General features: G+C 67.9%; 18 protein-coding genes. 11 read left to right on the top strand and 7 right to left on the bottom strand.

The window, feature by feature from the left end:
* Positions 1 to 190: 190 nt before the first annotated feature.
* Entirely contained in the window at positions 191 to 1,183 is a 993-nt protein-coding gene (locus JL101_RS17690) for a sigma-70 family RNA polymerase sigma factor (protein ID WP_203097171.1), read from the bottom strand.
* A 504-nt stretch (positions 1,184 to 1,687) separates the two neighbouring features.
* Here JL101_RS17690 and JL101_RS17685 point away from each other — a divergent pair.
* The 6 genes from JL101_RS17685 to JL101_RS17660 all read left to right on the top strand — a co-directional run bounded on the left by JL101_RS17685 (position 1,688) and on the right by JL101_RS17660 (position 8,242).
* On the top strand, positions 1,688 to 2,023 hold the full coding sequence (locus JL101_RS17685) for a hypothetical protein (protein ID WP_203097172.1): 336 nt from the start codon (positions 1,688 to 1,690) through the stop codon (positions 2,021 to 2,023).
* A gap of 233 nt (positions 2,024 to 2,256) precedes the next feature.
* Positions 2,257 to 3,330, top strand: a complete 1,074-nt coding sequence (locus tag JL101_RS17680; RefSeq protein WP_203097173.1) for a cytochrome c oxidase subunit II — start codon at positions 2,257 to 2,259, stop codon at positions 3,328 to 3,330.
* Positions 3,327 to 5,876, top strand: coding sequence for a cytochrome c oxidase subunit I (gene ctaD / locus JL101_RS17675; protein ID WP_228434924.1), 2,550 nt, complete (start codon positions 3,327 to 3,329; stop codon positions 5,874 to 5,876). The genes JL101_RS17680 and ctaD overlap by 4 nt, the downstream gene beginning before the upstream one ends.
* 10 nt (positions 5,877 to 5,886) lie before the next feature.
* Entirely contained in the window at positions 5,887 to 6,264 is a 378-nt protein-coding gene (locus JL101_RS17670; protein ID WP_203097174.1) for a hypothetical protein, read from the top strand.
* The gene (locus JL101_RS17665; RefSeq protein WP_203097175.1) at positions 6,261 to 6,974 is read left to right on the top strand and encodes a cytochrome c oxidase assembly protein; all 714 of its coding nucleotides are present in this window, start codon (positions 6,261 to 6,263) and stop codon (positions 6,972 to 6,974) included. The genes JL101_RS17670 and JL101_RS17665 overlap by 4 nt, the downstream gene beginning before the upstream one ends.
* A complete protein-coding gene (locus tag JL101_RS17660; protein ID WP_203097176.1) occupies positions 6,974 to 8,242 on the top strand; it encodes a c-type cytochrome in 1,269 nt (422 codons plus the stop codon). The genes JL101_RS17665 and JL101_RS17660 overlap by 1 nt, the downstream gene beginning before the upstream one ends.
* Before the next feature lie 9 nt (positions 8,243 to 8,251).
* Here the strand turns inward: JL101_RS17660 and JL101_RS17655 are convergent, their stop codons facing one another.
* On the bottom strand, positions 8,252 to 10,084 hold the full coding sequence (locus JL101_RS17655; protein WP_203097177.1) for a chloride channel protein: 1,833 nt from the start codon (positions 10,082 to 10,084) through the stop codon (positions 8,252 to 8,254).
* A gap of 104 nt (positions 10,085 to 10,188) precedes the next feature.
* Here JL101_RS17655 and JL101_RS17650 point away from each other — a divergent pair, with 104 nt between their 5' ends.
* Positions 10,189 to 11,187, top strand: coding sequence for a CAP domain-containing protein (locus JL101_RS17650; RefSeq protein ID WP_203097178.1), 999 nt, complete (start codon positions 10,189 to 10,191; stop codon positions 11,185 to 11,187).
* 24 nt (positions 11,188 to 11,211) lie between these two features.
* On the opposite strand, the gene JL101_RS17645 is transcribed toward JL101_RS17650, so the two are convergent.
* The 4 genes from JL101_RS17645 to JL101_RS17630 form a co-directional block, all read right to left on the bottom strand.
* Complete coding sequence (locus JL101_RS17645) at positions 11,212 to 12,495, bottom strand: TRAP transporter large permease (protein ID WP_203097179.1); 1,284 nt, start codon at positions 12,493 to 12,495, stop codon at positions 11,212 to 11,214.
* Between the two features lie 3 nt (positions 12,496 to 12,498).
* Positions 12,499 to 13,083 carry a TRAP transporter small permease gene (locus JL101_RS17640; RefSeq protein ID WP_203097180.1) on the bottom strand — a complete coding sequence of 195 codons (585 nt, stop codon included), beginning with the start codon at positions 13,081 to 13,083 and terminating at the stop codon, positions 12,499 to 12,501.
* 90 nt (positions 13,084 to 13,173) lie between these two features.
* Positions 13,174 to 14,310 (bottom strand): TRAP transporter substrate-binding protein, encoded by a 1,137-nt coding sequence (locus JL101_RS17635; RefSeq protein WP_203097181.1) that lies wholly within the window; start codon positions 14,308 to 14,310, stop codon positions 13,174 to 13,176.
* Positions 14,311 to 14,444: 134 nt separating this feature from the next.
* On the bottom strand, positions 14,445 to 14,723 hold the full coding sequence (locus tag JL101_RS17630) for a hypothetical protein (RefSeq protein WP_203097182.1): 279 nt from the start codon (positions 14,721 to 14,723) through the stop codon (positions 14,445 to 14,447).
* 161 nt (positions 14,724 to 14,884) lie between these two features.
* Between JL101_RS17630 and JL101_RS17625 the strand changes: the two genes are divergently transcribed.
* Both JL101_RS17625 and JL101_RS17620 read left to right on the top strand, forming a co-directional pair.
* On the top strand, positions 14,885 to 15,775 hold the full coding sequence (locus JL101_RS17625; protein WP_203097183.1) for a PRC-barrel domain-containing protein: 891 nt from the start codon (positions 14,885 to 14,887) through the stop codon (positions 15,773 to 15,775).
* A 220-nt stretch (positions 15,776 to 15,995) separates the two neighbouring features.
* Positions 15,996 to 17,504, top strand: a complete 1,509-nt coding sequence (locus JL101_RS17620; RefSeq protein ID WP_203097184.1) for a DegQ family serine endoprotease — start codon at positions 15,996 to 15,998, stop codon at positions 17,502 to 17,504.
* Positions 17,505 to 17,608: 104 nt separating this feature from the next.
* Here the strand turns inward: JL101_RS17620 and JL101_RS17615 are convergent, their stop codons facing one another.
* Entirely contained in the window at positions 17,609 to 18,649 is a 1,041-nt protein-coding gene (locus JL101_RS17615; RefSeq protein WP_203097185.1) for an AI-2E family transporter, read from the bottom strand.
* A 218-nt stretch (positions 18,650 to 18,867) separates the two neighbouring features.
* Here JL101_RS17615 and JL101_RS17610 point away from each other — a divergent pair, with 218 nt between their 5' ends.
* Both JL101_RS17610 and JL101_RS17605 read left to right on the top strand, forming a co-directional pair.
* Complete coding sequence (locus JL101_RS17610) at positions 18,868 to 19,224, top strand: hypothetical protein (protein WP_203097186.1); 357 nt, start codon at positions 18,868 to 18,870, stop codon at positions 19,222 to 19,224.
* An 85-nt stretch (positions 19,225 to 19,309) separates the two neighbouring features.
* Complete coding sequence (locus tag JL101_RS17605; protein WP_203097187.1) at positions 19,310 to 19,558, top strand: hypothetical protein; 249 nt, start codon at positions 19,310 to 19,312, stop codon at positions 19,556 to 19,558.
* The last annotated feature ends 519 nt before the right edge of the window (positions 19,559 to 20,077 follow it).

The raw sequence follows: 20,077 nt of genomic DNA, 5'->3' as shown, positions 1-20,077 counted from the left end.
CGACGCCGTCGCCGCGATGCGCTTCTGTGTACGGGGCCGGTGCCGGTTCCCGCGGTGACGGCGGCCCGGCCATCAGGTCTGTCGGGCTAACAAGGCGGAGCGAGAATCACGGTGTCGGAAAATTCCTGACAGGCGTAAGGGGATTGCGACGGACGCGGGACGGTGCGAGCCCGGCAATCCGGCGGGCTTCTCATCGGGGCGGCGTGACGGGAGAGGGGGGACCGCCCCCTCGGCTGCCGCCTCTCTCGACCACGACCTCCGAATCCCGCATCCGGGCGAGCAGGAATTCCTGCCGGGGCGGCGGCGCGCCCGACGGGGAACCGGGAGGTGCGACGTTCCGGTGCGCATGCCGGCTTTGTATTCCGCACCAGGGCATCGCCGAGCGGAGCACGGACCATGAGTTCCGGTGTTTTCCAGGGAAAGGTGCGTCAGGCCCGGCGAACGGCTGGGCGCCGCCGGTCGGCATCGCAGGCGCTCCGGCCCCGCCGGGCGGCGCGATCATCCTGTCCTTGCCCGTTTCCACGATCCGTTCAGGCTCGACGCCGACGGAGATTGATGTCTCTGCGTCCTGCTCTTCCCGGTCCGGGCGCTCCGGGGCCTGATGCACGGGAGCCTGGTGAACGGGAGCGTGAACGGGAGCCTGATGCCGCATCGCTCCGGCTCGATCATTCACGGTCGCGGTCCTGAGATACGCGGGGCGTATGCGGCCGGTAACCTGGTCGCGCAACTGGCTGCGCGCCCGGGACAGGCGCGAGCGGATCGTGCCGACGGACACGCCCAGCTCCGCGGCGGCATCCTCGTAGGAAACGCCCTCGACACCGCATTTCTCGATCAGCCGCCGCTGGTCGGGCTTCAGATCCTGGATCGCCATCGCGGCATCCTGCAGTGCGACGCTGTGGACCTGGGGAGCGTCCATGGAAACCTCGGCGATTTCCGGCTCCAGTTCCACTTCCACGATGCGCCGGCCACGCTGGTACCGGTTTATGAAAAGGTTGCGCAGGATCGTCATCAGCCAGGCCGGAAGATTGGTCCCGGGTTCGAACTGGTGTGCGCGGGCCAGGGCACGGAGGAGACAGTCCTGCACCAGGTCGTCGGCATCCGGCGGGTTTCGGGCCAGCTTCATGGCGTAGCGTTTCAGCATGGGGATATGCGGAACGACATCCACGGTCAGAACTTGATCCATGTCTTGGACTCCCGGTTGCTCCAACTTTGCGGTGAACCTGCAGAACGACCCGGTAGATGTTTATGATTCCAGGTTGATGCGGTATCCTGGTTGCATCAGCCTGAATAAAACTGAACAAAACGCATGATGGTCCTGGAACAGAAAGCTCGTTTACTTCTGACCCGTCTCGATTTTGTATGGGTGTTGTTGGATACCGCATCGATATTTGGGTTTTCTGGGTCTTCCACCGATGACATCCTATATCGAATTCCTCGGGCCTGATTGACAGTCGGGCATTTCGGCATGCCTGTCGGGAAAACCCTGACGAAGGCGTGGGGATCTTCCCTCTCCGGGAGGAACACGGCGCCGCCACGCGACCGTCCAATTCCAAAGCCTTCGGGGGCCATTCCCGCGAAATCATGAGACCAGGGGGCGCCCGCGTTGTTTGAAGCATAGGGCGGCACCCCGTAGGTTTCTGATCCTTCGGGTTGCCTTTGCCTCCCACCCCGCACAAGGAGACCAGTCATGAAGGCAGTAGCCTGCTTTGCCGCCGCAGCGATCGCTCTCGGCTCGTTCACCGCCGTGGCCGCGCAATCCGCCGGCAACGCACCCGATCAGAAACCGAACATGTCGGGTGATCTTCCGAAGGACAGCCTCGCCAAGGAACGTCGCGGCGCCCTGGGCGAGAACCCGGAACCGGTGACGCAGAAGGGGGCGCGCGGGGACCAGCCCGGCAGCGAGGCTTCGGCCACCGCCGATCTTCCGGACGGAAGCCTGGCCGGGAAGCGGAGGGAAGCGATCGGAACGCCTCCGGAACCGGTCGTCCAGGGTGGCGCGAAAGACGCCGCAAAGAACAAGTAGGCCACGCTGCCGCGGTGACATGAACGAAACCCTTCGGCCCGGTGCGCTTCTTCGGTCCACTGGCGGATGCCGTTGATTCCCGTCCGCCCGGGCGGTCCGATCAACCGCTTCGACATGGAAGTGTTCGAAGGGTCCAAGGCAACCAACGGCAACTCTCCGTGTTTGAAGGTCCGGACCGGGGACGGACCGATCCGCCTTCAGTCGGACGACCTGAACAACGAAGGAAAGCCATCGTGGGCCAACGGCAGGCAACCCGACGATCGCCGTTGGACGCGGTCCGGCGTAAGACGACCCGCCGGCGCGATGCCGGTGTCTCCGGCGCGGCCACGGCGACCATCACGCTGATCCTTCCGGTCCTGGCATCCTGCACCGGGCCGCAGTCGATGTTCCGGGCGGCAGGGACCGAAGCCGACAGCATCGCCAACCTGTTCTACGTCATGGTGGTCGGGTCGGCCGTGATCTGGCTGGGCGTCATCGGCCTCAGCCTCTATGCGGTCCGGGCGACGCCCGCCAAGAACGGTGCGCGGCGCGGGGTCCAGCTCATCATCTGGGGCGGCTGCGTCTTCCCGACGGTCGTCCTGGCGCTCCTGCTGGTCTGGGGGCTGGAGAAGATGCCGGACTACCGGCGGCCCGCGGACGGCCCGACGATCGCGGTCTCCGGAGAACGGTTCTGGTGGCGCGTCGCCTATGGCCTGCAGGGAGAGCCCGGGGTCGTGAAAAGCCTGCCTTCCGGCGGGGTCGAGAGCGCCAACGAGATCTGGATCCCGGTCGGCCGCCGAACCGAGATCCTCCTCGGGAGTCCCGACGTGATCCATTCCTTCTGGGTTCCGGCGCTCGCCGGCAAGATGGACGCGATCCCGGGGCGGGTCAACCGGATCATCCTCGAACCCACGGTGGAGGGGGTCTACAACGGGGTCTGCGCCGAGTTCTGCGGCGAGGCCCATGCCCAGATGGGCCTTCGGGTGATCGCCGTCCCGGAAGCCGATTACGCGGCCCATGTCGAAGCCCAGGCGCGGCCCGCCACCGTCGTTTCCGGTCCGGGCTACGAGGCGTTCCTCGCGAGCGGCTGCGGCGCCTGCCATACCGTCCGCGGAACCCCGGCCGACGGCTCGGTCGGCCCCGACCTCACCCATGTCGCCTCCCGGCGCACCATCGGCGCCGGCCTTCTCGAAACCAGCGAGGAGAACCTCGCCGCGTTCATCCGCGCCACCGACCACATCAAGCCCGGCGTCGAGATGCCGGAGTTCGGCGTGCTTCCGGATGAGGAAATCGCCGCCATCGCGAACTGGCTGGGAGAACTGCGATGAGCGAGGCGACCCAGATGCCCGAGGATACCGGACGCCCCCCCGACGCCGAGGCGGTGCGCCGCGGCCAGGAGGAACGCCTGGAAAAGGTTTGGGAGACGCCGAAGGGCTGGCGCTACTGGTCGGCGGTCAACAACACGGAAGTCGGCATCTGGTACACCGCGACGTCCTTCGCCTTCATGCTGTTCGCCGGTGTCCTCGGCCTTATGGTCCGCGTCCAGCTTGCCGTGCCCGAGAACGACTTCCTGACCGCGACCTTCTATAACCAGGTCTTCACCCTGCACGGCACGGTGATGATGTTCCTGTTCGCCGTGCCGATCTTCGAAGCGGTGGCGATCGTCCTGCTGCCGCAGATGCTGGGGGCCCGCGACCTGCCTTTTCCCAGGCTGTCGGCGTTCGGCTACTGGTGCTTCCTGATCGGCGGCGTCTTCGTCTCGGGATCGATCTTCTTCGGCGCGGCACCGGAAGGCGGCTGGTTCATGTATCCGCCGCTGACGACCCAGGAGCGCTTCACGCCCGGCTACGGGCCGGACATCTGGCTGCTGGGGCTGTCCTTCATCGAGGTTGCCTCGATCGCCGCCGCGGTGGAACTGATCGTCGGGACGCTGAAATGCCGGCCGCCAGGCATGCGGCTAAACCTGATGCCGCTCTATGCCTGGTACGTCCTCGTCGTCGCCGGCATGATCCTGTTCGCGTTCCCGCCGCTGATCGCGGGGGACATCCTGTTCGAACTGGAACGGCTTTTCCATTGGCCGTTCTTCGATCCCGAGCGGGGCGGCGACCCGGTGCTCTGGCAGCACCTGTTCTGGATCTTCGGCCATCCCGAGGTCTACATCGTCTTCCTGCCGGCGATCGCGCTGGTCGCCATGATCGTGCCGACCTTCGCGCGGCGGCCCCTGCTGGGCTATTCCTGGATCGTGCTGGCCGCGGTCGGCACCGGCTTCCTGTCGTTCGGCCTGTGGGCCCACCACATGTTCGCGACGGGCCTGCCGGCGATCTCGCTGGGCTTCTTCTCGGCCGCCTCCGAGGCGGTGGCGATCCCGACCGGCGTCCAGATCTTCGTCTTCATCGCGACCCTGTGGACCGGCCGGGTCGTCCATTCCGTGCCCATGCTGTTCGTGAGCGGCGCGCTGGCGGTCTTCGTCATCGGCGGGCTGACCGGCGTCATGGTGGCGCTGGCGCCGTTCGACTGGCAGGCCCACGACACCTATTTCGTGGTCGCCCACCTCCATTACGTCCTGATCGGCGGCATGCTGTTCCCGCTCGTGGCGGGGGTCTATTACTACTGGCCGCTGGTCGGCTCCCGCCGCCTGTCGGACCGGCTCGGCCGGATCGCCTTCTGGCTGATGTTCGTCGGCTTCAATCTCGGCTTCTTTCCCATGCATCTCTCGGGCCTGATCGGGATGCCGAGGCGGGTCTGGACCTATCCCGCCGGGCTCGGGCTCGACCTGCCCAACCTGCTGTCGACCATCGGGGCCTTCATCTTCGCGACCGGCATCCTCATCATCGTCTTCGACATACTCCGGCCGAAGGGGAAGCAACCCTACGCGGAGCGCAACACCTGGCAGGCGGGCACGCTGGAGTGGCTCGCCGAGGTGCCGGGCAAGGACTGGGGCGTGCGATCCGTCCCGATCGTCACGACGCGCTATCCGCTGTGGGAACAGCCGGGCTTCGTCGAGGACTACGATCAGGGACGCTTCTACTTGGCGGACGCGGAGGAGATGAAGCGCGAGACGATGGTCACCAGCGTGCTCGACGGCGAACCGGTGCAGTGCCTCCGTGTTCCCGGCAACACCTTCATGACCATGTTCGCCGCGATCCTGCTGGGATCGGTCTTCATCCTGGCGACCTTCCATTTCTGGTACGCCACGATCGTCGCGATGGTCGCGACGACCATCTCCATCCTGGTCTGGCTGTGGCGCGGGACGGCGATGATCCCGGAAAAGCCGGAGAAGGACGTCGGCCTCGGCCTCACCTTGCCCCTCTACATGTCCGGCCCGAAATCGGTCGGATGGTGGGCGATGTTCATCACCATGGTCGGCGACGGAACGGCGTTCCTGTCGCTCGTCTTCGCGTACTTCTTCTACTTCACCATCCATCCGGAGTTTCCGCCGGCCGGGGTGGACGGGCCGGGCCTGTTCTGGCCGATGGTCTCGCTGGCCTTGATGCTGGGGGCCTGGGCGGCGGCGCGGATCGCGCTGCGGGTCAACCGGGCGGGATCGGTCGGTATCGCGCGGGCGCTGATGGCGGCCGGCGTGGCCCTGGCGCTAGCGGGCGGGGCTGCCCTGGTCTGGGCTCCCTTCGCCGCCGGCCTGGACCCCGTCGTCCATGTCTACCAGGCCACCGTGTGGGTGATCGTGATCTGGACGGCCGCCCATGTCGCCGTGGGGGCGCTGATGCTGGCCTACTGCCTGGCGCGGTCCTTCGCCGGCAAGCTGACCCCAGTCTACGACATCGACATCTCGAACGTGGCGCTCTACTGGCATTTCATGGCCGGGACCGCCCTGATCACCGTCGCGACCATCGCGCTGTCTCCGCTCGCGGCATGAGGAGGCTTTGATGGCCCAATCCAGGCAGACCAACGACAATCTCTGGACGCTGATCACGGCGCCGACGATCTGGGCCCTGCATTTCCTGGCGAGCTATGTGGTCGCGGCCATCCACTGCGCGCCGAACGAGGACATCTTCCAGCCCATCGCCGAGACCCGGATCATGGTCGGCGTCATCACGGCGATCGCCCTGGTGCTGATCGGCCTGGTGCTGTGGCGGTCCTTCGGCGAATGGCGCAGGCACGGCGGCGGCTACCGGCATAACGAGGATACCGACATCGACCGCGAGCGTTTCCTGGAGTTTTCAACCGTCCTCCTCGCGGCGCTCTCCTTCGTCGGCGTCGTGTTCGTCGGCCTTCCGGCACTTCTCGTCGCGGATTGCCGATGACCCGCGCCCAATCCTCTCCTGCCGGAGCGGTCCGAACGGCGCCGGGACGCGCGGAAGCCGGCCGGTCCGGGCCGGCGGAGCTCTGGCCCCTGGCCGCCGGGCTGCTCCTGCTCGCCCTCCTGTGGTTCGGGCCGCTTCCCGAACGGGCGCGGGGCTCCTTCGCGGCGCACATGGTGATGCACATGGGCGTCGTCGCCGTCGCGGCGCCGCTCCTCGCCGTCGGCATCGCGCGCGCGGTTCCGCGCCTTGTCTCCTCGTTTCCGCCCGCGCTGGCGATCGTGGCCTCGGCGGTGGAGTTCGTCGCGGTCTGGACTTGGCACGCCCCGGCGCTGCACGACGCCGCGCGGATGGATCCCACGTTCCTCATCCTGGAACAGGCGTCCTTCCTTGCCGCCGGCGTCCTGGTCTGGGCGACTGCCATCGGCGCGCCGGGCGACGGCCGGGTGGCCGCGCGGGCGGCCGGCGTCTGCGCCCTGCTGATCACCTCCATGCACATGGTGCTTCTCGGCGGCCTTCTTCTCTTCGCGCCCAGGCCGCTCTACGCCTGCGCCGAAGTCTGCTCGCCCGCCGCCGCGCTGACACCGCTGGGCGACCAGCAACTCGGCGGCGCCCTCATGCTGGTCATCGGGGGTTCGGCCTATCTCGCGGGGGGACTGGCCCTTCTTTCATCGGTCCTGCGGGACCGGGCGCCGACCGGGGAGACCGCCTGATGCGGATCGATTTCCTGCTCACCTGGAAGAAGGTTCTGGCCGCCGCCGTCGCGGCCGTCCTCCTGGCGCTCGGCGTCAGCCTCTCCGGCATGGTCTCCATCGCCGCGTCCTCGGGGCACTTCGCGCCGGTCGGCTGGTTCCTTCACTGGACGATGGGGAATGCCGTCGACCGGCAATCCCTGCTCATCTCGGTGCCGCCCGGCATCGACTTGGCGGATCCCGCCCTGGTCCAGAGAAGCGCCGGCCATTTCGCGACCGGCTGCGCCCCGTGCCACGGCGCGCCGGGCGTGCCGCAATCGCCAGTGGCGCTGTCCATGACTCCCCATCCGCCGCGGCTGGAGGGCCAGGTCGGGGAATGGAAGGACCGCGAGCTTTTCTGGATCGTCAAGCACGGCATCAAGTATTCCGGGATGCCGTCCTGGGTGATCCAGCACCGGGACGACGAGGTCTGGGCCCAGGTCGCCTTCCTGCGCGCGCTGCCCGACCTGACGCCCGAACGCTACGCCGACCTGGCGCTGGGCGGAGAGGCGGCCCGGAAGCCGCGCGAGGCCGGCGGCGAGACGATGGCGGCGCTGGACGGGATCTTCGAGGTTGCGCTGACCGACTGCGCGCGGTGCCACGGCCGCGACGGCCTCGGCCGGGGCTCGGGGCCGACGGCGGAGGCCTTTCCGGTCATCGCCGGCCAGCCGGAAGCCTATCTGCTGGCGTCTCTGAAGGCCTTCGCGGCCGGGGATCGCCATTCCGGCTTCATGCAGCCTCCCGCCAAGCGCTATGACGACGGGACGCTCGCCCAACTGGCCGCATGGTACGCCTCGCAGCCGGCGGACGCCCGGCCCGGGGAGGACGGCAATCCTTCGCCCGCCGTCGGGGCCTTGGCGGCGCCGGACGGCATTCCCCGTCAGATCCTTCCCCAGGGAGCCCGGAGCGAGAGCGCCATCGTCTCCGCGGCCGCCGCGGGCGGCCTGCCGCAGGGTCGGGAAGCGCTGCTCGACCTCGGGCGCCGGATCGCGCTGGAGGGGATCGCCTCGCGCAAGATCCCGTCCTGCACCAGCTGCCACGGCGCCGAGGGACGCCGGAAGAACGACCATTATCCCTATCTCGCCGGCCAGCCCGAATGGTACCTGAAGACGCATCTGACTCTCTGGAAGGAGAAGGAGCGGGGCGGCACGCGCTTCAAGCACCTGATGACCGAGGTGGCGGAAGGCCTGACGGACGAGCAGATCGATGCCGTCGCCGCCTGGTATGCGGAGCAGCCGCTGGGGCGCTGAGGCATCATTTCAGCCCTGTCCTGCCGGGGTGGCGCGCGCGCCTGACCGGTGGATGTCGCGCTCGTGGATGATGCCGACCAGGCGGCGGGTCTCCCGCCCGTCCACCACCGGCAGCCAGGGCAGGTCCCGCTCCGCCATCAGGGCCAGGGCCGCGCGCGCCTCGTCGCTTGGCTCCAGCACCGGGACGTCGGACCGGACCAGGGCGTCGGCCGTGACGCTTCCGGAATCCCGCGCCAGCGCCGCCGCCAGGTCGATCGGCGTCACTATCCCGGCGAGCCGGCCGTCGCCGGACACGACCAGCACCCGCCCGCCGGGAGCGGCCCGGCAGGCCGAGAGGATGTCGCCGACCCCGGCGTCCGGGGAAATGGCATGGTCGGACGGCTGCAGGATGTCCCCCACGCGGACGGCCCTGGGTCCTCCCGTCCCGCGGCTCGGGGCGGCGGGGACCAGCCCGCGCCGCTCAAGCTGGAGCTGGAAGATGGAGCGCGCGTTGAGCCGCCCCATGGTCATGGCGGCGGTCACGGTGCCGACCATGACGGCCGTGGTGACGCCATAGTCCGCGGTCATCTCGAACACGATCAGGATGGTCGATATGGGCGCGCCGAGCACCGCGCCGGCCACGGCGCCCATTCCGACCGTGGCATAGGTTCCCGATCCGGACGCCAGGTCCGGCGACACCGCCGCGACGACCAGCCCGAAGGCGCCGCCGCCCAGCGCGCCCACCGCCAGCGACGGGCTGAACACCCCGCCGGAGAAGCCGCTGCCCAGCGACAGCGCCGTCGCCGCGAGCTTGGCCAGCAGCAGCGCCGCCAGCAGGCTGAAGGGCAGGGCGCCCTGGAGCGCCCGGTCGGTCACCTCGTAGCCGACGCCCAGCACCTCCGGGAACTCCAGCGCCAGGAGCCCGACGCCCAGCCCGCCCACGGCGGGACGGGCCCAGCGCGGCAGCCCGATCTTGGGAGACCAGGCGTCGAACAGGTCGCCCACCAGGAAGATCGACCGGATGAAGGCCAGGGCGATGGCGGCCGACGCGAAGCCGAGCAGGGCGAAGACGGGAAGCTCCCACAGGGTGCCGACCGGGGTCGCCGGCAGCATGAAGGCCGGGAAGTCGCCGTACCAGGCCCTGCCGATGGCGGTCCCGGTGACCGAGGCCAGCACCACGGGGGCGAAGGCCGCCACGCCGTACTGGCCGACCACGACCTCGATGGCGAAGAACACGCCCGCGATCGGCGCGTTGAACGAGGTCGCGACGGCCGACGCCACGCCGCAGCCGAGCAGCGTGCGCCTCAGCCCCGACGACAGGCGGAGCGTTTCGCCGAACCAGGACGCGAGGACGGCTCCCAGGTGGACCACCGGTCCCTCGCGCCCGACGGAGGCTCCGACCCCGAGCGCCCCGGCGGATGCCAGGGCGGCGGCCAGTCCGCTCCGGAAGGGCAGGCGGCCCTTCGCCCTGCCGGCCTGCGCGATGACGTCGGGAACCCCCATCGGCCGTCCCCCCGGCAGGAACCGGTGCTGGAACAGGCCCAGCAGCAGCCCGCCCGCGCAGGGCGCCAGCAGGATGTGCCACCACGCCAGCTGTTCCAGCCTGTCCAGGATCTGGAGGCCCCCGGTGCCGTAGGCGAGGCTTTGGAAGATCGATATGGCGGTCCGGAACACGATGGCGCCGCCCGCGGCCACCCCGCCGACCAGCACGGCCAGGACAGCGAGGAGCAGCTGGTCGTGCCGCATCAGCCGGCGCAGGCGGACCAGGAGACGGACGGGAACCCGCTTGGCCGCGTCGATGGCGGGGTGCGGACCTCCCGCGATGGTTTTCCGATTGTCGCCGGCCGGCGGTCGATGCTTCAAATCTACCCAACCCCTTGGAACCCGACCGGGAGAATAGGGCGGCGGCTGTCCGCCAGTCCACCTCCCGCCAGTTCAAGCTTGACCCGATCGAGAAGGATCCCCGGATGACCAAGTGCGCGAGAGCCCCGCGACCGCCCGCGACCCGTCGGCTTGCGGCGACCGCGGCCGCGGCATTGCTGGCATGCCTGATCGCCGTCCGCGCCGCGTCCGGCATGGAAACGGGCGACCTGGCCACCCTCCGGACCGCGGCCCTCGACCTGCTCAACCAGGATCGCCGCGAGCACGACCTGCCGCCCCTCGCACTCGACGACACGCTGAACGAGTCCGCGCAGAACCACGCGGAGGACATGCTTCGCCGGGGCTACTACAGCCACACCTCGCCGGAAGGGGAAACCGTCATGGACCGCTACCGCGCCGCCGGCGGCAGTTCCTCCCGGGTGGTCGCGGAGAACATCGCGCGGTGCGAAGGCTGTCCGCTGCCGCCCGACCGATCGACCGTCGAGCAATTGCAGCGGGGCTGGATGAACAGCCCGGAACACCGCCGCAACATCCTGGCTGACGGCCTGGAGCGCTTCGGCTTCGGCATCGCCGGCGATGCCGGGCAGGGCCTCTACGCCGTCCAGAACTTCGCCGGTGCCGGTACCCCGCGCCGCGCGGGCGGGGAAGCCGCAGGCGGAAAGGGCGACGCGCCGGCGCGCCGGATCGGGCCGGAGGAAAGGCAGGCCCTGGCGCTCGACCTGATCAACCGCGCCCGGAGGGAGGGCGGCGTCGAGCCGCTCTCCGGCGCTCCGGCTCTGGCCGAGGCCGGACGCGAAGCCCTGGACGAGGGGGGAGGCGGCCGGCCGCTCGACGCCTCCCCGTTCCGCCACCTGACGCCGGATGCCCGGACCCGCTGGCGCAACTTCTCCAGCGTGGCGGGACGGTGCGGCGGCTGCGGGACCGAGCCGACGGACGCGGACGTCCGGTTCTTCGTCGGGCAGTGGCTGGACCAGGCGGACTATCGCCGGACGCTCCTGGATCCCGCCCACACCCACGGCGGCTTCGCGATCTCCGCGGACGGCAGCGGCGGCAAGGCGGCCCTGATGACGCTGGCCGGCCCGTAGGGATCGGCGTTCCGGCACCGGCCGTCACTTGATCGCGAAACCCGACGCGTAGGGCAGCCACAGGATCAGCATGGGGAACATGATCAGCAGGGCCAGCACCACGAGAAGCGTTCCGTAGAACGGCAGCAGCGCTCGGACCAGCTGCTCCATCCTGACCTTGCCGATCCCGCACCCGACATACAGGACGGTGCCCACGGGCGGGGTCAGCAGCCCGATGCCCAGCAGGTACGACATCAGGACGCCGAAATAGACCGAGTCGATGCCGCCCGCCTGGATGATCGGCAGCATGATCGGCGCCAGGATGACCATGGCCGGGGTCAGGTCCATCACCACGCCAACCAGCAGCAGCAGGGCGCTGAGCATCAGCAGGATCCAGTAGGGGTTCGTGGTGATGCCGGTCATGCTCTGCACCAGCGTCTGCGGCACCATCGAGGTGGTCAGGAACCAGGCCACGACGGTGGCGGTCGCCAGCAGGAAGAGCACCATGCCGGTCAGGCGCCCGGTGTTGATCAGCATGCCCCAGAGGTCGCGCACCTTGACCTCCCGGTAGACGAAAAGGGAGATCACCAGCGAATAGAGCAGGGCCGCCACCGCGGCCTCGGTCGCGGTGAAGACGCCGCCGAGGATCCCGCCGACGATGATGACGGGCAGGATCAATCCGAGGGAAGCCTCCTTGAAGGTCTGCCAGAGCCGGCCGAGGGAGAACCGGGTGGTCTTGCCGGCATGGCTGGTCCGCGCGGTCAGGAACGTGGTGACCATCAGGGCCAGCCCGATCACCAGGCCGGGGATCAGTCCCGCGATGAACAGCCGGCTGATCGAGGTTTCCGTCACGATGCCGTAGAGGATCATCGGGATCGACGGCGGGATGATGATGCCGATAACCGACGACGAGGTGACGATCGCGGTGGCGTGGGCGGCCGTGTAGCCCTGCTCCTTCATGCTGGGGATCAGCATGCCGCCGATCGCGGAGGTGTCGGCCACCGCAGACCCGCTGATCCCGCCGAAGAACATCGAGGCCGCCACCGTCACCTGCCCGAGCCCGCCGGCGATGAAGCCGACCAGCGCCTCGGCGAAATTGACCAGTCGGCGGGCGATGCCGCCGGTGCTCATGATCTCGCCCACCAGCATGAAGAACGGGATCGCCAGCAGCGGAAAGCTGTTCACGCCGTTGATCGCCTGCTCGACCATCACCGCCGGGCTGACGCCCGCGATGAACATCATGACGATCGCCGCCAGCCCGAGCGCGAAGGCGATGGGGACGCCGACCACGATGCAGATGAACAGGATCCCCAGAAACACCCACAGCATCGCTCATTCCCCCCTGTAGACTTTTACGAACTGCGCATCCCCGGACCGGCCCTCGTCGGGAGCCAGTCCCGGATCGTCCTTCGACGTGAGGCCGCGGAGATGGCGGGCGATGTGGTAGAAGCACATCAGGGCCATGATCACGACCGCCACCGGGACGGACGCGTTGATCCAGCTCATGGGGACCTGAAGCAGTGCCGAGTGTCCGGTGTAGGTGGAGAGCACCTGCCAGGCTCCCCAGAGGAACATCGCCAGCACGAACAGGACCAGCAGGTCCTGCAGCAGCCGCATCGCGGCCCGCGCCCTGGTGCTCGTCAGCTTCTGTTCGACATAGTCGACGGCGATGTGCTCGCTGCGCAGGTAGGCCAGTGCTGCACCCAGGAAGATCAGCCAGATGAAGATGAAGCGTGACAGCTCGTCGGCCCAGGCCAGGGAGTAGTTGAACAGGAACCGCCCCGCCACGTTGGCCCCGACCGTACAGATCAGCGTGATGAACAGCAGCGCCAGGATGCTGCCGAACAGCGTTTCGATGATGCGGAAGGGCAGGGGCAACGGTTCGGCGCTGCCGCCCTCGTCCAGGTCATTTTCCATGGTTCACCTTGATGTACGCGCCGGGATGTACGCGCCGGGATGTCACGCGCCGGGATTGTGCCGGCCGAGCGCCGTCGGCCGGCCGTCGCCTCACTTGGTCGCGGCGCTTTCCTCCGCTCCCTCGGCGATCTTCTGGACGCGATCGACGAGGTCGGTGCCGATGCGCGGCGCCCACTGCTCATAGACCGGCTTCGTCGCCTCCCGGAAAGCGGCGCGTTGCTCCGGCGACAGTTCGGCGATCTGCATGCCGCGCTGCTTCAGTTGGGCCTTGGACCAGTCGTCGTACTCGGCGCTGATCCTCCGCTCGTACTGGGCGCTCTTGTCCGCCGCTTCCTGGACGACCCTCTTGTAGGGCTCGGGCAGGTTGTCCCAGACCCGCTGGGAGATCATGATGATGAAGGGCGTGTAGACGTGCCTGGTCTCGGTGCCGTAGGGCTGGACCTCGAAGAAGTTGGAGGTCAGGATCGTGCTCCACGGGTTTTCCTGGCCGTCGATGACCCCCTGCTCCATGGCGCTGAACACCTCGCCGAACGCCATCGGCGTGGGGTTGGCGCCCAGCGTCTTCCAGATATCGACCTGCACCGGGTTCTGCATGGTCCGGATCTTGAGCCCGCCGACGTTCAGGCCCCCGACGTCCGCCGGCTTGGTCACCGGCCGCACCTTGTTGGTAAGCTCGCGGAATCCGTTCTCGGCGAACGCCAGCGCCTTGATCCCGGTCCCCTCGAACTTGTCCAGCAGCTCCTGGCCCAGGTCGCTGTCCATCACCGCGTAGGCGGCCTTGCGGTCCCCGAACAGGAACGGCAGGTCGAACACCTGAAGTTCGGGCACGAGGGAGGCTGCCGGGGACGTGGAGGGATAGGTCATTTCCAGCGTGCCGCTCTGAAGCGCCTGCATCATCTGCGCGTCGTCGCCGACCTGGCTGTTGGGGAAGATCTGGACCTTGAGCTTGCCTCCGGTGCGCTTGTCCAGGATGTCGGAGAAATACTTGACCGACCGGTACTGGGGCGACGTCTCGGCCAGGCCGATGCCGAACTTCAGTGTCTGCGACGGAAGGTCTCCGGTGACCACGTCGCCGGTGATCTCGGGCGGTGGCGACAGCTCCGGCGCGGCCGGCGCCTGGGCGGAATTGCCCGATCCCTGGCCGGGCGCCCCGAACTGCGCGAATGCCGGTGACGCAGCCAGCGACATGGCCACTCCGACGGCCAGCGACGCGAACCTTGTGAGCATCGTTTCCTCCTCGGATTTTTTCTATTTTCCTGAGCAACTCTTTGGAGAACCGGCCATGTGCCTGGACGGTTCCCCGATTCTTAAGCGAGTTCGACCTTCCGCGGGATGGACGGGCGGGAGCCGGCCGATGCGGCTCACGGGTCTCCGCCGCCCGCGGAAGGGGCACGCTCTTCGGGGCCGGCGGCGTTCGGCGGGGTTTCCGTCTGCCGGTCGAGCAGGGCCGACAGGATCCGCAGGTTGGCCGCGAATCCGAGGGCCATGGCGCCTGCGTAGATGCCGGCGAATCCGCTCAGCAGGGCGGCGCCGATCGCCATCCAGCCGTCCAGCGAGAGCGCCAGCCCGGCCGCGGTGACCAAGCCGCCGCCGACCGCGGCGTAGCCGATGATGGCGAGGGTACGGGCGATCGCGGGCATCCAATCCTCCTTCTGGCATCGCCCTTCGGCAACGGTCCGGGGATCGCCCGGATCCCGGGAACGGCGGTCGGGGCGCCTCGGCAAAACAGGGAACCCGATCCAGGGACCGGAGTTACGCCAATGAATGCCCCGTCCTTCGAGGAAAATGTTTCGAGGAAACCATGCGAGCCTCCTTCGTACCGGCGCTGATCCTTGCCGCGGCTTCGTTGCAGTCGCCACCGGCCACGGCGCAGACGATGACCGACCTCACCTCCGCCGCGAAGAGCGCTGCGGAAACGCTCGGCTCCGCCGCCCAGGACAAGCTTCTCGTAAGGGACATGCTGGGCGCCGGCGTATCGGGGCCGGGCGGCAAGACGGTCGGAACCGTGGACGACCTGGTCGCCATGCTCGGCGCAACGCAGAGCGCCGCCGCACAGGATCCCGCTTCCCCGCCGCGCGAGGAACCGGTGGCGATCGGTGACTACAGTTACGACGACTTCTACACCGGGTTCAGGCTCAGCCGGCTGATCGGCCTTCCCGTCGTCGGAGGCGGGGAGAAACCCGTCGGCACCATCGCGGACGTCACGATCGGGTTTCCCGGCGACCTCGAATGGGTCGTGATCCAGCCCGGCGCCGCCGCACCGCCGATGGAGGGTGGCCGGTTCAGCCTCGGCTGGAACATGGTCGAGGTGAACGAGGGGTTTCGAACGGCCGAAATACCCCTGAACGCGCGGAACCTGCGGGAAACCGCTCCCGGCCAGCCGATCGGGCCGGTCGAGCGTCCCGAGAGCATCGGCCGGCAGTGGCATGTCTCCGAACTCGTCGGCTCGGCGCTGGAGATCGACGGCGACGTGCCGGTCGGCACGGTGGACGATCTCATCGCCGGAAGCGATGCCGCCTTGAAAGCCGTGGTGTTCCGGGATGACGAAGCCGGTACCCTCCGCGCCGTACCCTGGCGCTCCGTCGTGGTGGAGCCCGGGGGCAGGATCCTGACGGTTCCGCTGACCGAACAGGTGATCGCCGGCCTTCCGGCTTTCGACTACGCCAAGATGACCGAAGCCCTTCCGGACTGAGTATCCGCCGCCGCTCGGACGGATGCGACAAGGGTAAATCGGGGCTGAAAAAGGCTGGAACCGGGCGGTGCCCGCGGAGTTAGCCGGGTACCACGGGAGGAGCCGGTACCCGGCCTCCCGCATCGAACCTGCTGTCGCTCGGGGTCGCCGCTCGACCCGAGGCGCTGGTGTTCGGAGCATTATCGAAACTCACCCGGAAACACCGATCGAGGAACATCCGATGTTCGTCTCTCCATCTCTCATGCGGGCTTCGCGGCACTGCGTTCTCGCCTTGTCCCTGACCCTGGTCGGTACCGGCACGGTATCCGCCCAGCAGGCCGATGCTCCGGCGAGCTTCGCCGACCTGGCGCAGAGCAAACTTCCCAGCGTCGTCACCATCACCGCCACCTCCAATCAACAGGCAGGGGACGACGAAAGCGGGGGCGGACCCGGGTTCGGCCTGCCGCCGGGCTTCCCGCAGTTCGATCTTCCGCCCGGCATTCCGTTCGAGGACTTCTTCCGGCGGTTCGGTCCGGGTGGGAACGGGGATGGGCCGCAGCAACCCTCGCCCCCGGCCACGGCGCTGGGATCCGGTTTCATCATCGACCCGTCCGGCTACGTCGTGACGAACAACCACGTGGTCAGCAAGGCCGACGAGGTGAAGGTCGTGCTCCAGGACGAGCGGGAGTTCACCGCCAAGATCGTCGGCACCGATCCCAAGACCGACTTGGCGCTCCTGAAGATCGATGGCGCGGGCTCGCTGCCGGCCGTGGCCTGGGGAAACTCGGACCAGATGCGGATCGGCGACTGGGTGCTGGCGATCGGCAATCCCTTCGGGCTTGGCGGCACCGTGACCGCGGGCATCATCTCGGCCCGCGCGCGCGACATCGGGGCTGGGCCGTACGACGATTTCCTCCAGACCGACGCGGCGATCAACCGGGGCAATTCCGGCGGCCCCATGTTCAACATGGCGGGCGAAGTGATCGGGGTGAACACCGCGATCTTCTCGCAGTCGGGCGGCAACATCGGCATCGGCTTCGCCGTCCCGGCGGAGGTTGCCCAGCCGATCATCGCGGAGCTGCGGGAGACCGGCAAGGTGACGCGCGGCTGGCTCGGCGTCGCGATCCAGCCGGTCACGCCGGAGATTGCCGAAGCGCTCGGCCTCGATCAGCAGCGTGGCGCCCTGGTCGCGCAGGTGACGCCGGACAGCCCGGCGGCCAAGGCCGGTATCGAGCAGGGGGACGTCATCACCCAGTTCGACGGCCGGCAGCTGGAAGGCCCCCGCGAGCTCAGCCGGACGGTCGCCCAGACCGATATCGGCAAGCAGGTCGGCATCACCGTGCTTCGTGACGGAAAGAGCCGGACCCTGAACACCACCATCACGCAGCTGGAGGAGACCCGGTCGGCCGAGGCGCAGACGGAGGGCGAGAGCGGCAGCGGGCAGGAAGGCCCTCTCGGACTGACGCTGGCCCCGGTGTCGCCGGAAATGCGCAAGCGCTTCGATCTGGGTTCCGATGCCAGCGGGGCGGTGGTCGTCCAGGTCAAGCCCAACAGCCCGGCGGCGATGCGGGGCCTGCGTCCAGGCGACCTGATCACCCAGGCGGGCCGTCAGAACGTCGACGGACCGGGCGACGTGGCGAACGCGGTCAAGCGGGCGCGCGATGCCGATCAGGACCATGTGCTGCTGCTGCGTCAGCGGGACGGGAATTCCATTTTCGTGCCGCTGCCGATCGACGGGCAGACAGGCTGATCCCAGTACGGGCCGAAACCGTCCGGAGACGACGGTAGGATCGTTGGGAAGTGTTTGGACCGCGCCGGCAGTGCCGGCGCGGTTCCGGCCGTCCGCCGGGGCGTTCAGGTTTCATCCCGTTCCAGGACATCCTCCACATAGGCCATACGGACCAGGACGATGCCGGCCGCCGCCAGCGGCGTTCCGAGCATCAGCCCGAGCGGGCCGAGCAGGGCGCCGAAAAGGACCAGGGAAGCGATCGTGAGTGCGGGCGGCAGGGCTACCGTTTCCTGCTGGATCAACGGTGTCAGCAGGTAGCCCTCGACCAGCTGGACGACGACGTAGAGAAGCGAGACATAGAGCACCATGGTCGGGCTCTGCACAAGCCCCAGAAGCAGGGCGGGGATGGCCGACAGGATCGCGCCGACATAGGGCACGAAGGTCAGCGCCGCGGCCAGCAGCGCCAGCGTCAGCGCCAGCGGAATACCGAGCAGCCAGAGGCCCAGCCCGGTCAGGACGCCGGTCGCGACCATGGAGATCCCCCGGCCTATGAGCCACCATTTCAGCAGGCGCCCGAGTTCGTCCAGGATCCGGTCGACCCGGGGCCGGTAGCTTGGCGGAAACAGCCGGACCAGGCCGCTCCTGTAAAGCCTGGTGTCGAGTGCCAGGTAAAGCCCGATGAAACAGACGACCACCAGCGTCCCCAGGAAGCTCATGACCGAGGATGCGGCGCCGGAAAGCCTCCCCAGGATCGATCCGCTGTCCAGGTTGAGGCGGTCCGGATCGAACTGGCGGAACAGCGTCTCGCTCCAGGAATAGTTCGACAGCCTGGCCCGCAGCTGGTCGATGGATTGCGGGATCGTCTGCCAGAGTTCGTCGACCTGGGATGCCAGGCGGGGAGCGAGAAGCCAGCAGGTCAGCCCGATCAGGAGGATCAGGGCCAGGGTCACGATGAGGACGGTCTTGCCGCGGCTCAGGCCCGTTGCCCGGGCGAGCTGATCGCCAAGGGCCCTGAGCATGATCGCGACCAGGATGCCGGCGAAGCCGATCAGCAGGAAGCCGCCGGCGATCCACACCGCCAGCAGCGCCAGCGCCGTCAGCGCGATCCAGCGCAGCGTCCTGGCGGTCGGGGAGGTCGTTCCGATGGATAGATCGACGTCTTTCACGATCACATCATCAACCAGTCTATTCCTACTTCATCGAAGCGGATCGAGGCGCGAAAGTTCCCTTGGACCGGAGGGCTCTTTGGAGACGATTGGCCACGGATGCGACCCGGTGAAATGCCCCTCTTTTGCCTGAATTGATTCTGCGACGAGAAGCGCCCCCGAGGGTTGCCCGAGAAACCTCCCTTGGGAGGTCATGCAATCGACCGAGGAGTGAAGCCATGCGCAAGCTTTCAGCCGTGTTCGTCGCCGCCCTGTTCGCCGCCGGTACCGCATTCGCGCAGGACGACGGCCTGATCGACCGCGGAACCTTCGATACCAATCTCGGCGACGCCGGCATTTTCGGCGAGTGGGACGATGACGGGAACGGGATCATCAACGATACGGAGTTCGCCGCAGGCTCCGAGGACTGGGGTGGAGACGAGCAGCTTTCGTTCGGCGACTGGGACCTGAACGATGACGACGGGATCGACCAGGACGAATTCGCCGATGGCTCCTGGAACATCCTGGATGACAACGAGGACGGCATGCTTGCCGAGAACGAGTGGGGCGACTGGGAAGAGGACGGACTGTTCTGAGGCACCCCGGAACCACCGCAACAAGGCTCGATGGCCGGCCGCGAACAGCTTCGGCCGGCCATCGACCGACGACAGGAGTTCGCGCATGGCCGGCAAAGCGCCTGCATTCGTCTTCGGTGTCCTGGGAGCGCTGATCGTGACAGCCTGTGCTCCGACGGACCTGCCTCCGGCCAGTCCGGTATCTTCCGACGACGCCTCCCTGTTCCGCGAGCCGACCCTGCGCGACCCGCTGGGGTACAGCAGCGGCCCGGTGGACAGGGCTCCCTATACCACGGAACTCGACGGCCAAGGCTTGCCCGGACCGTCGGAGATGGTGGGCGACGACGTCCGTTGAGCGATGGCGTTCTGATCCGAAGCGGGGCGCACAAGCCAAAGCCCTTCATTCGCCATGGCCGGACTTGATCCACGGCTGTCCGGCACGGTGGTTGCTAAACCAACCTAGAGACGTTTTTCCCGCAGAGCATTCGCCCTTTTGTCGTCATGACCGGGCTTGACCCACGGCTGTCCGGCACGGTGTTTGCTAAACCAACCTAGAGACGCTTTTCCCCCATAGCATTCGCCTTTTTGCCGTCATGACCGGGCTTGACCCGGTCATCGTTTGCAGACTCCATCAGCGCCGTCGTGCAGGGAGATACCCGGATCAAGTCCGGGTATGAGTGCGTCCGTGAGGACGTTTTGTCAGTGTGGTGCAAGTCCGCACCGAAGGAGGTCACGACTTCGAAGCCGAAGGTAACTGCGTCGCCGCGAGGCGGGATGGGGAGCAACCTGAGGCGAACCGGCAGTCCGTATAGGATGACGAACCCGTTTCGGCGGGGTGGCTCGGCGAGCCTGCTCATTCGTGGCGAAGCCTGGA

It is taken from the genome of Skermanella rosea (assembly GCF_016806835.2).
Lineage (GTDB): Bacteria > Pseudomonadota > Alphaproteobacteria > Azospirillales > Azospirillaceae > Skermanella > Skermanella rosea.
The sequence above is the reverse complement of the archived record's forward strand: the minus strand, read 5'-3'. Positions and strand labels throughout refer to the sequence as shown.

Excerpts from the sequence above, each read along its gene's own strand:
- JL101_RS17690 (WP_203097171.1), bottom strand. The coding sequence starts at position 1,183 with ATGGATCAAGTTCTGACCGTGGATGTCGTTCCGCATATCCCCATGCTG.
- JL101_RS17610 (WP_203097186.1), top strand. The coding sequence starts at position 18,868 with ATGCGCAAGCTTTCAGCCGTGTTCGTCGCCGCCCTGTTCGCCGCCGGT.
- JL101_RS17625 (WP_203097183.1), top strand. The coding sequence starts at position 14,885 with ATGCGAGCCTCCTTCGTACCGGCGCTGATCCTTGCCGCGGCTTCGTTG.
- JL101_RS17645 (WP_203097179.1), bottom strand. The coding sequence starts at position 12,495 with ATGCTGTGGGTGTTTCTGGGGATCCTGTTCATCTGCATCGTGGTCGGC.
- JL101_RS17635 (WP_203097181.1), bottom strand. The coding sequence starts at position 14,310 with ATGCTCACAAGGTTCGCGTCGCTGGCCGTCGGAGTGGCCATGTCGCTG.
- JL101_RS17630 (WP_203097182.1), bottom strand. The coding sequence starts at position 14,723 with ATGCCCGCGATCGCCCGTACCCTCGCCATCATCGGCTACGCCGCGGTC.
- ctaD (WP_228434924.1), top strand. The coding sequence starts at position 3,327 with ATGAGCGAGGCGACCCAGATGCCCGAGGATACCGGACGCCCCCCCGAC.
- JL101_RS17605 (WP_203097187.1), top strand. The coding sequence starts at position 19,310 with ATGGCCGGCAAAGCGCCTGCATTCGTCTTCGGTGTCCTGGGAGCGCTG.
- JL101_RS17660 (WP_203097176.1), top strand. The coding sequence starts at position 6,974 with ATGCGGATCGATTTCCTGCTCACCTGGAAGAAGGTTCTGGCCGCCGCC.
- JL101_RS17670 (WP_203097174.1), top strand. The coding sequence starts at position 5,887 with ATGGCCCAATCCAGGCAGACCAACGACAATCTCTGGACGCTGATCACG.
- JL101_RS17620 (WP_203097184.1), top strand. The coding sequence starts at position 15,996 with ATGTTCGTCTCTCCATCTCTCATGCGGGCTTCGCGGCACTGCGTTCTC.
- JL101_RS17685 (WP_203097172.1), top strand. The coding sequence starts at position 1,688 with ATGAAGGCAGTAGCCTGCTTTGCCGCCGCAGCGATCGCTCTCGGCTCG.
- JL101_RS17650 (WP_203097178.1), top strand. The coding sequence starts at position 10,189 with ATGACCAAGTGCGCGAGAGCCCCGCGACCGCCCGCGACCCGTCGGCTT.
- JL101_RS17640 (WP_203097180.1), bottom strand. The coding sequence starts at position 13,083 with ATGGAAAATGACCTGGACGAGGGCGGCAGCGCCGAACCGTTGCCCCTG.
- JL101_RS17665 (WP_203097175.1), top strand. The coding sequence starts at position 6,261 with ATGACCCGCGCCCAATCCTCTCCTGCCGGAGCGGTCCGAACGGCGCCG.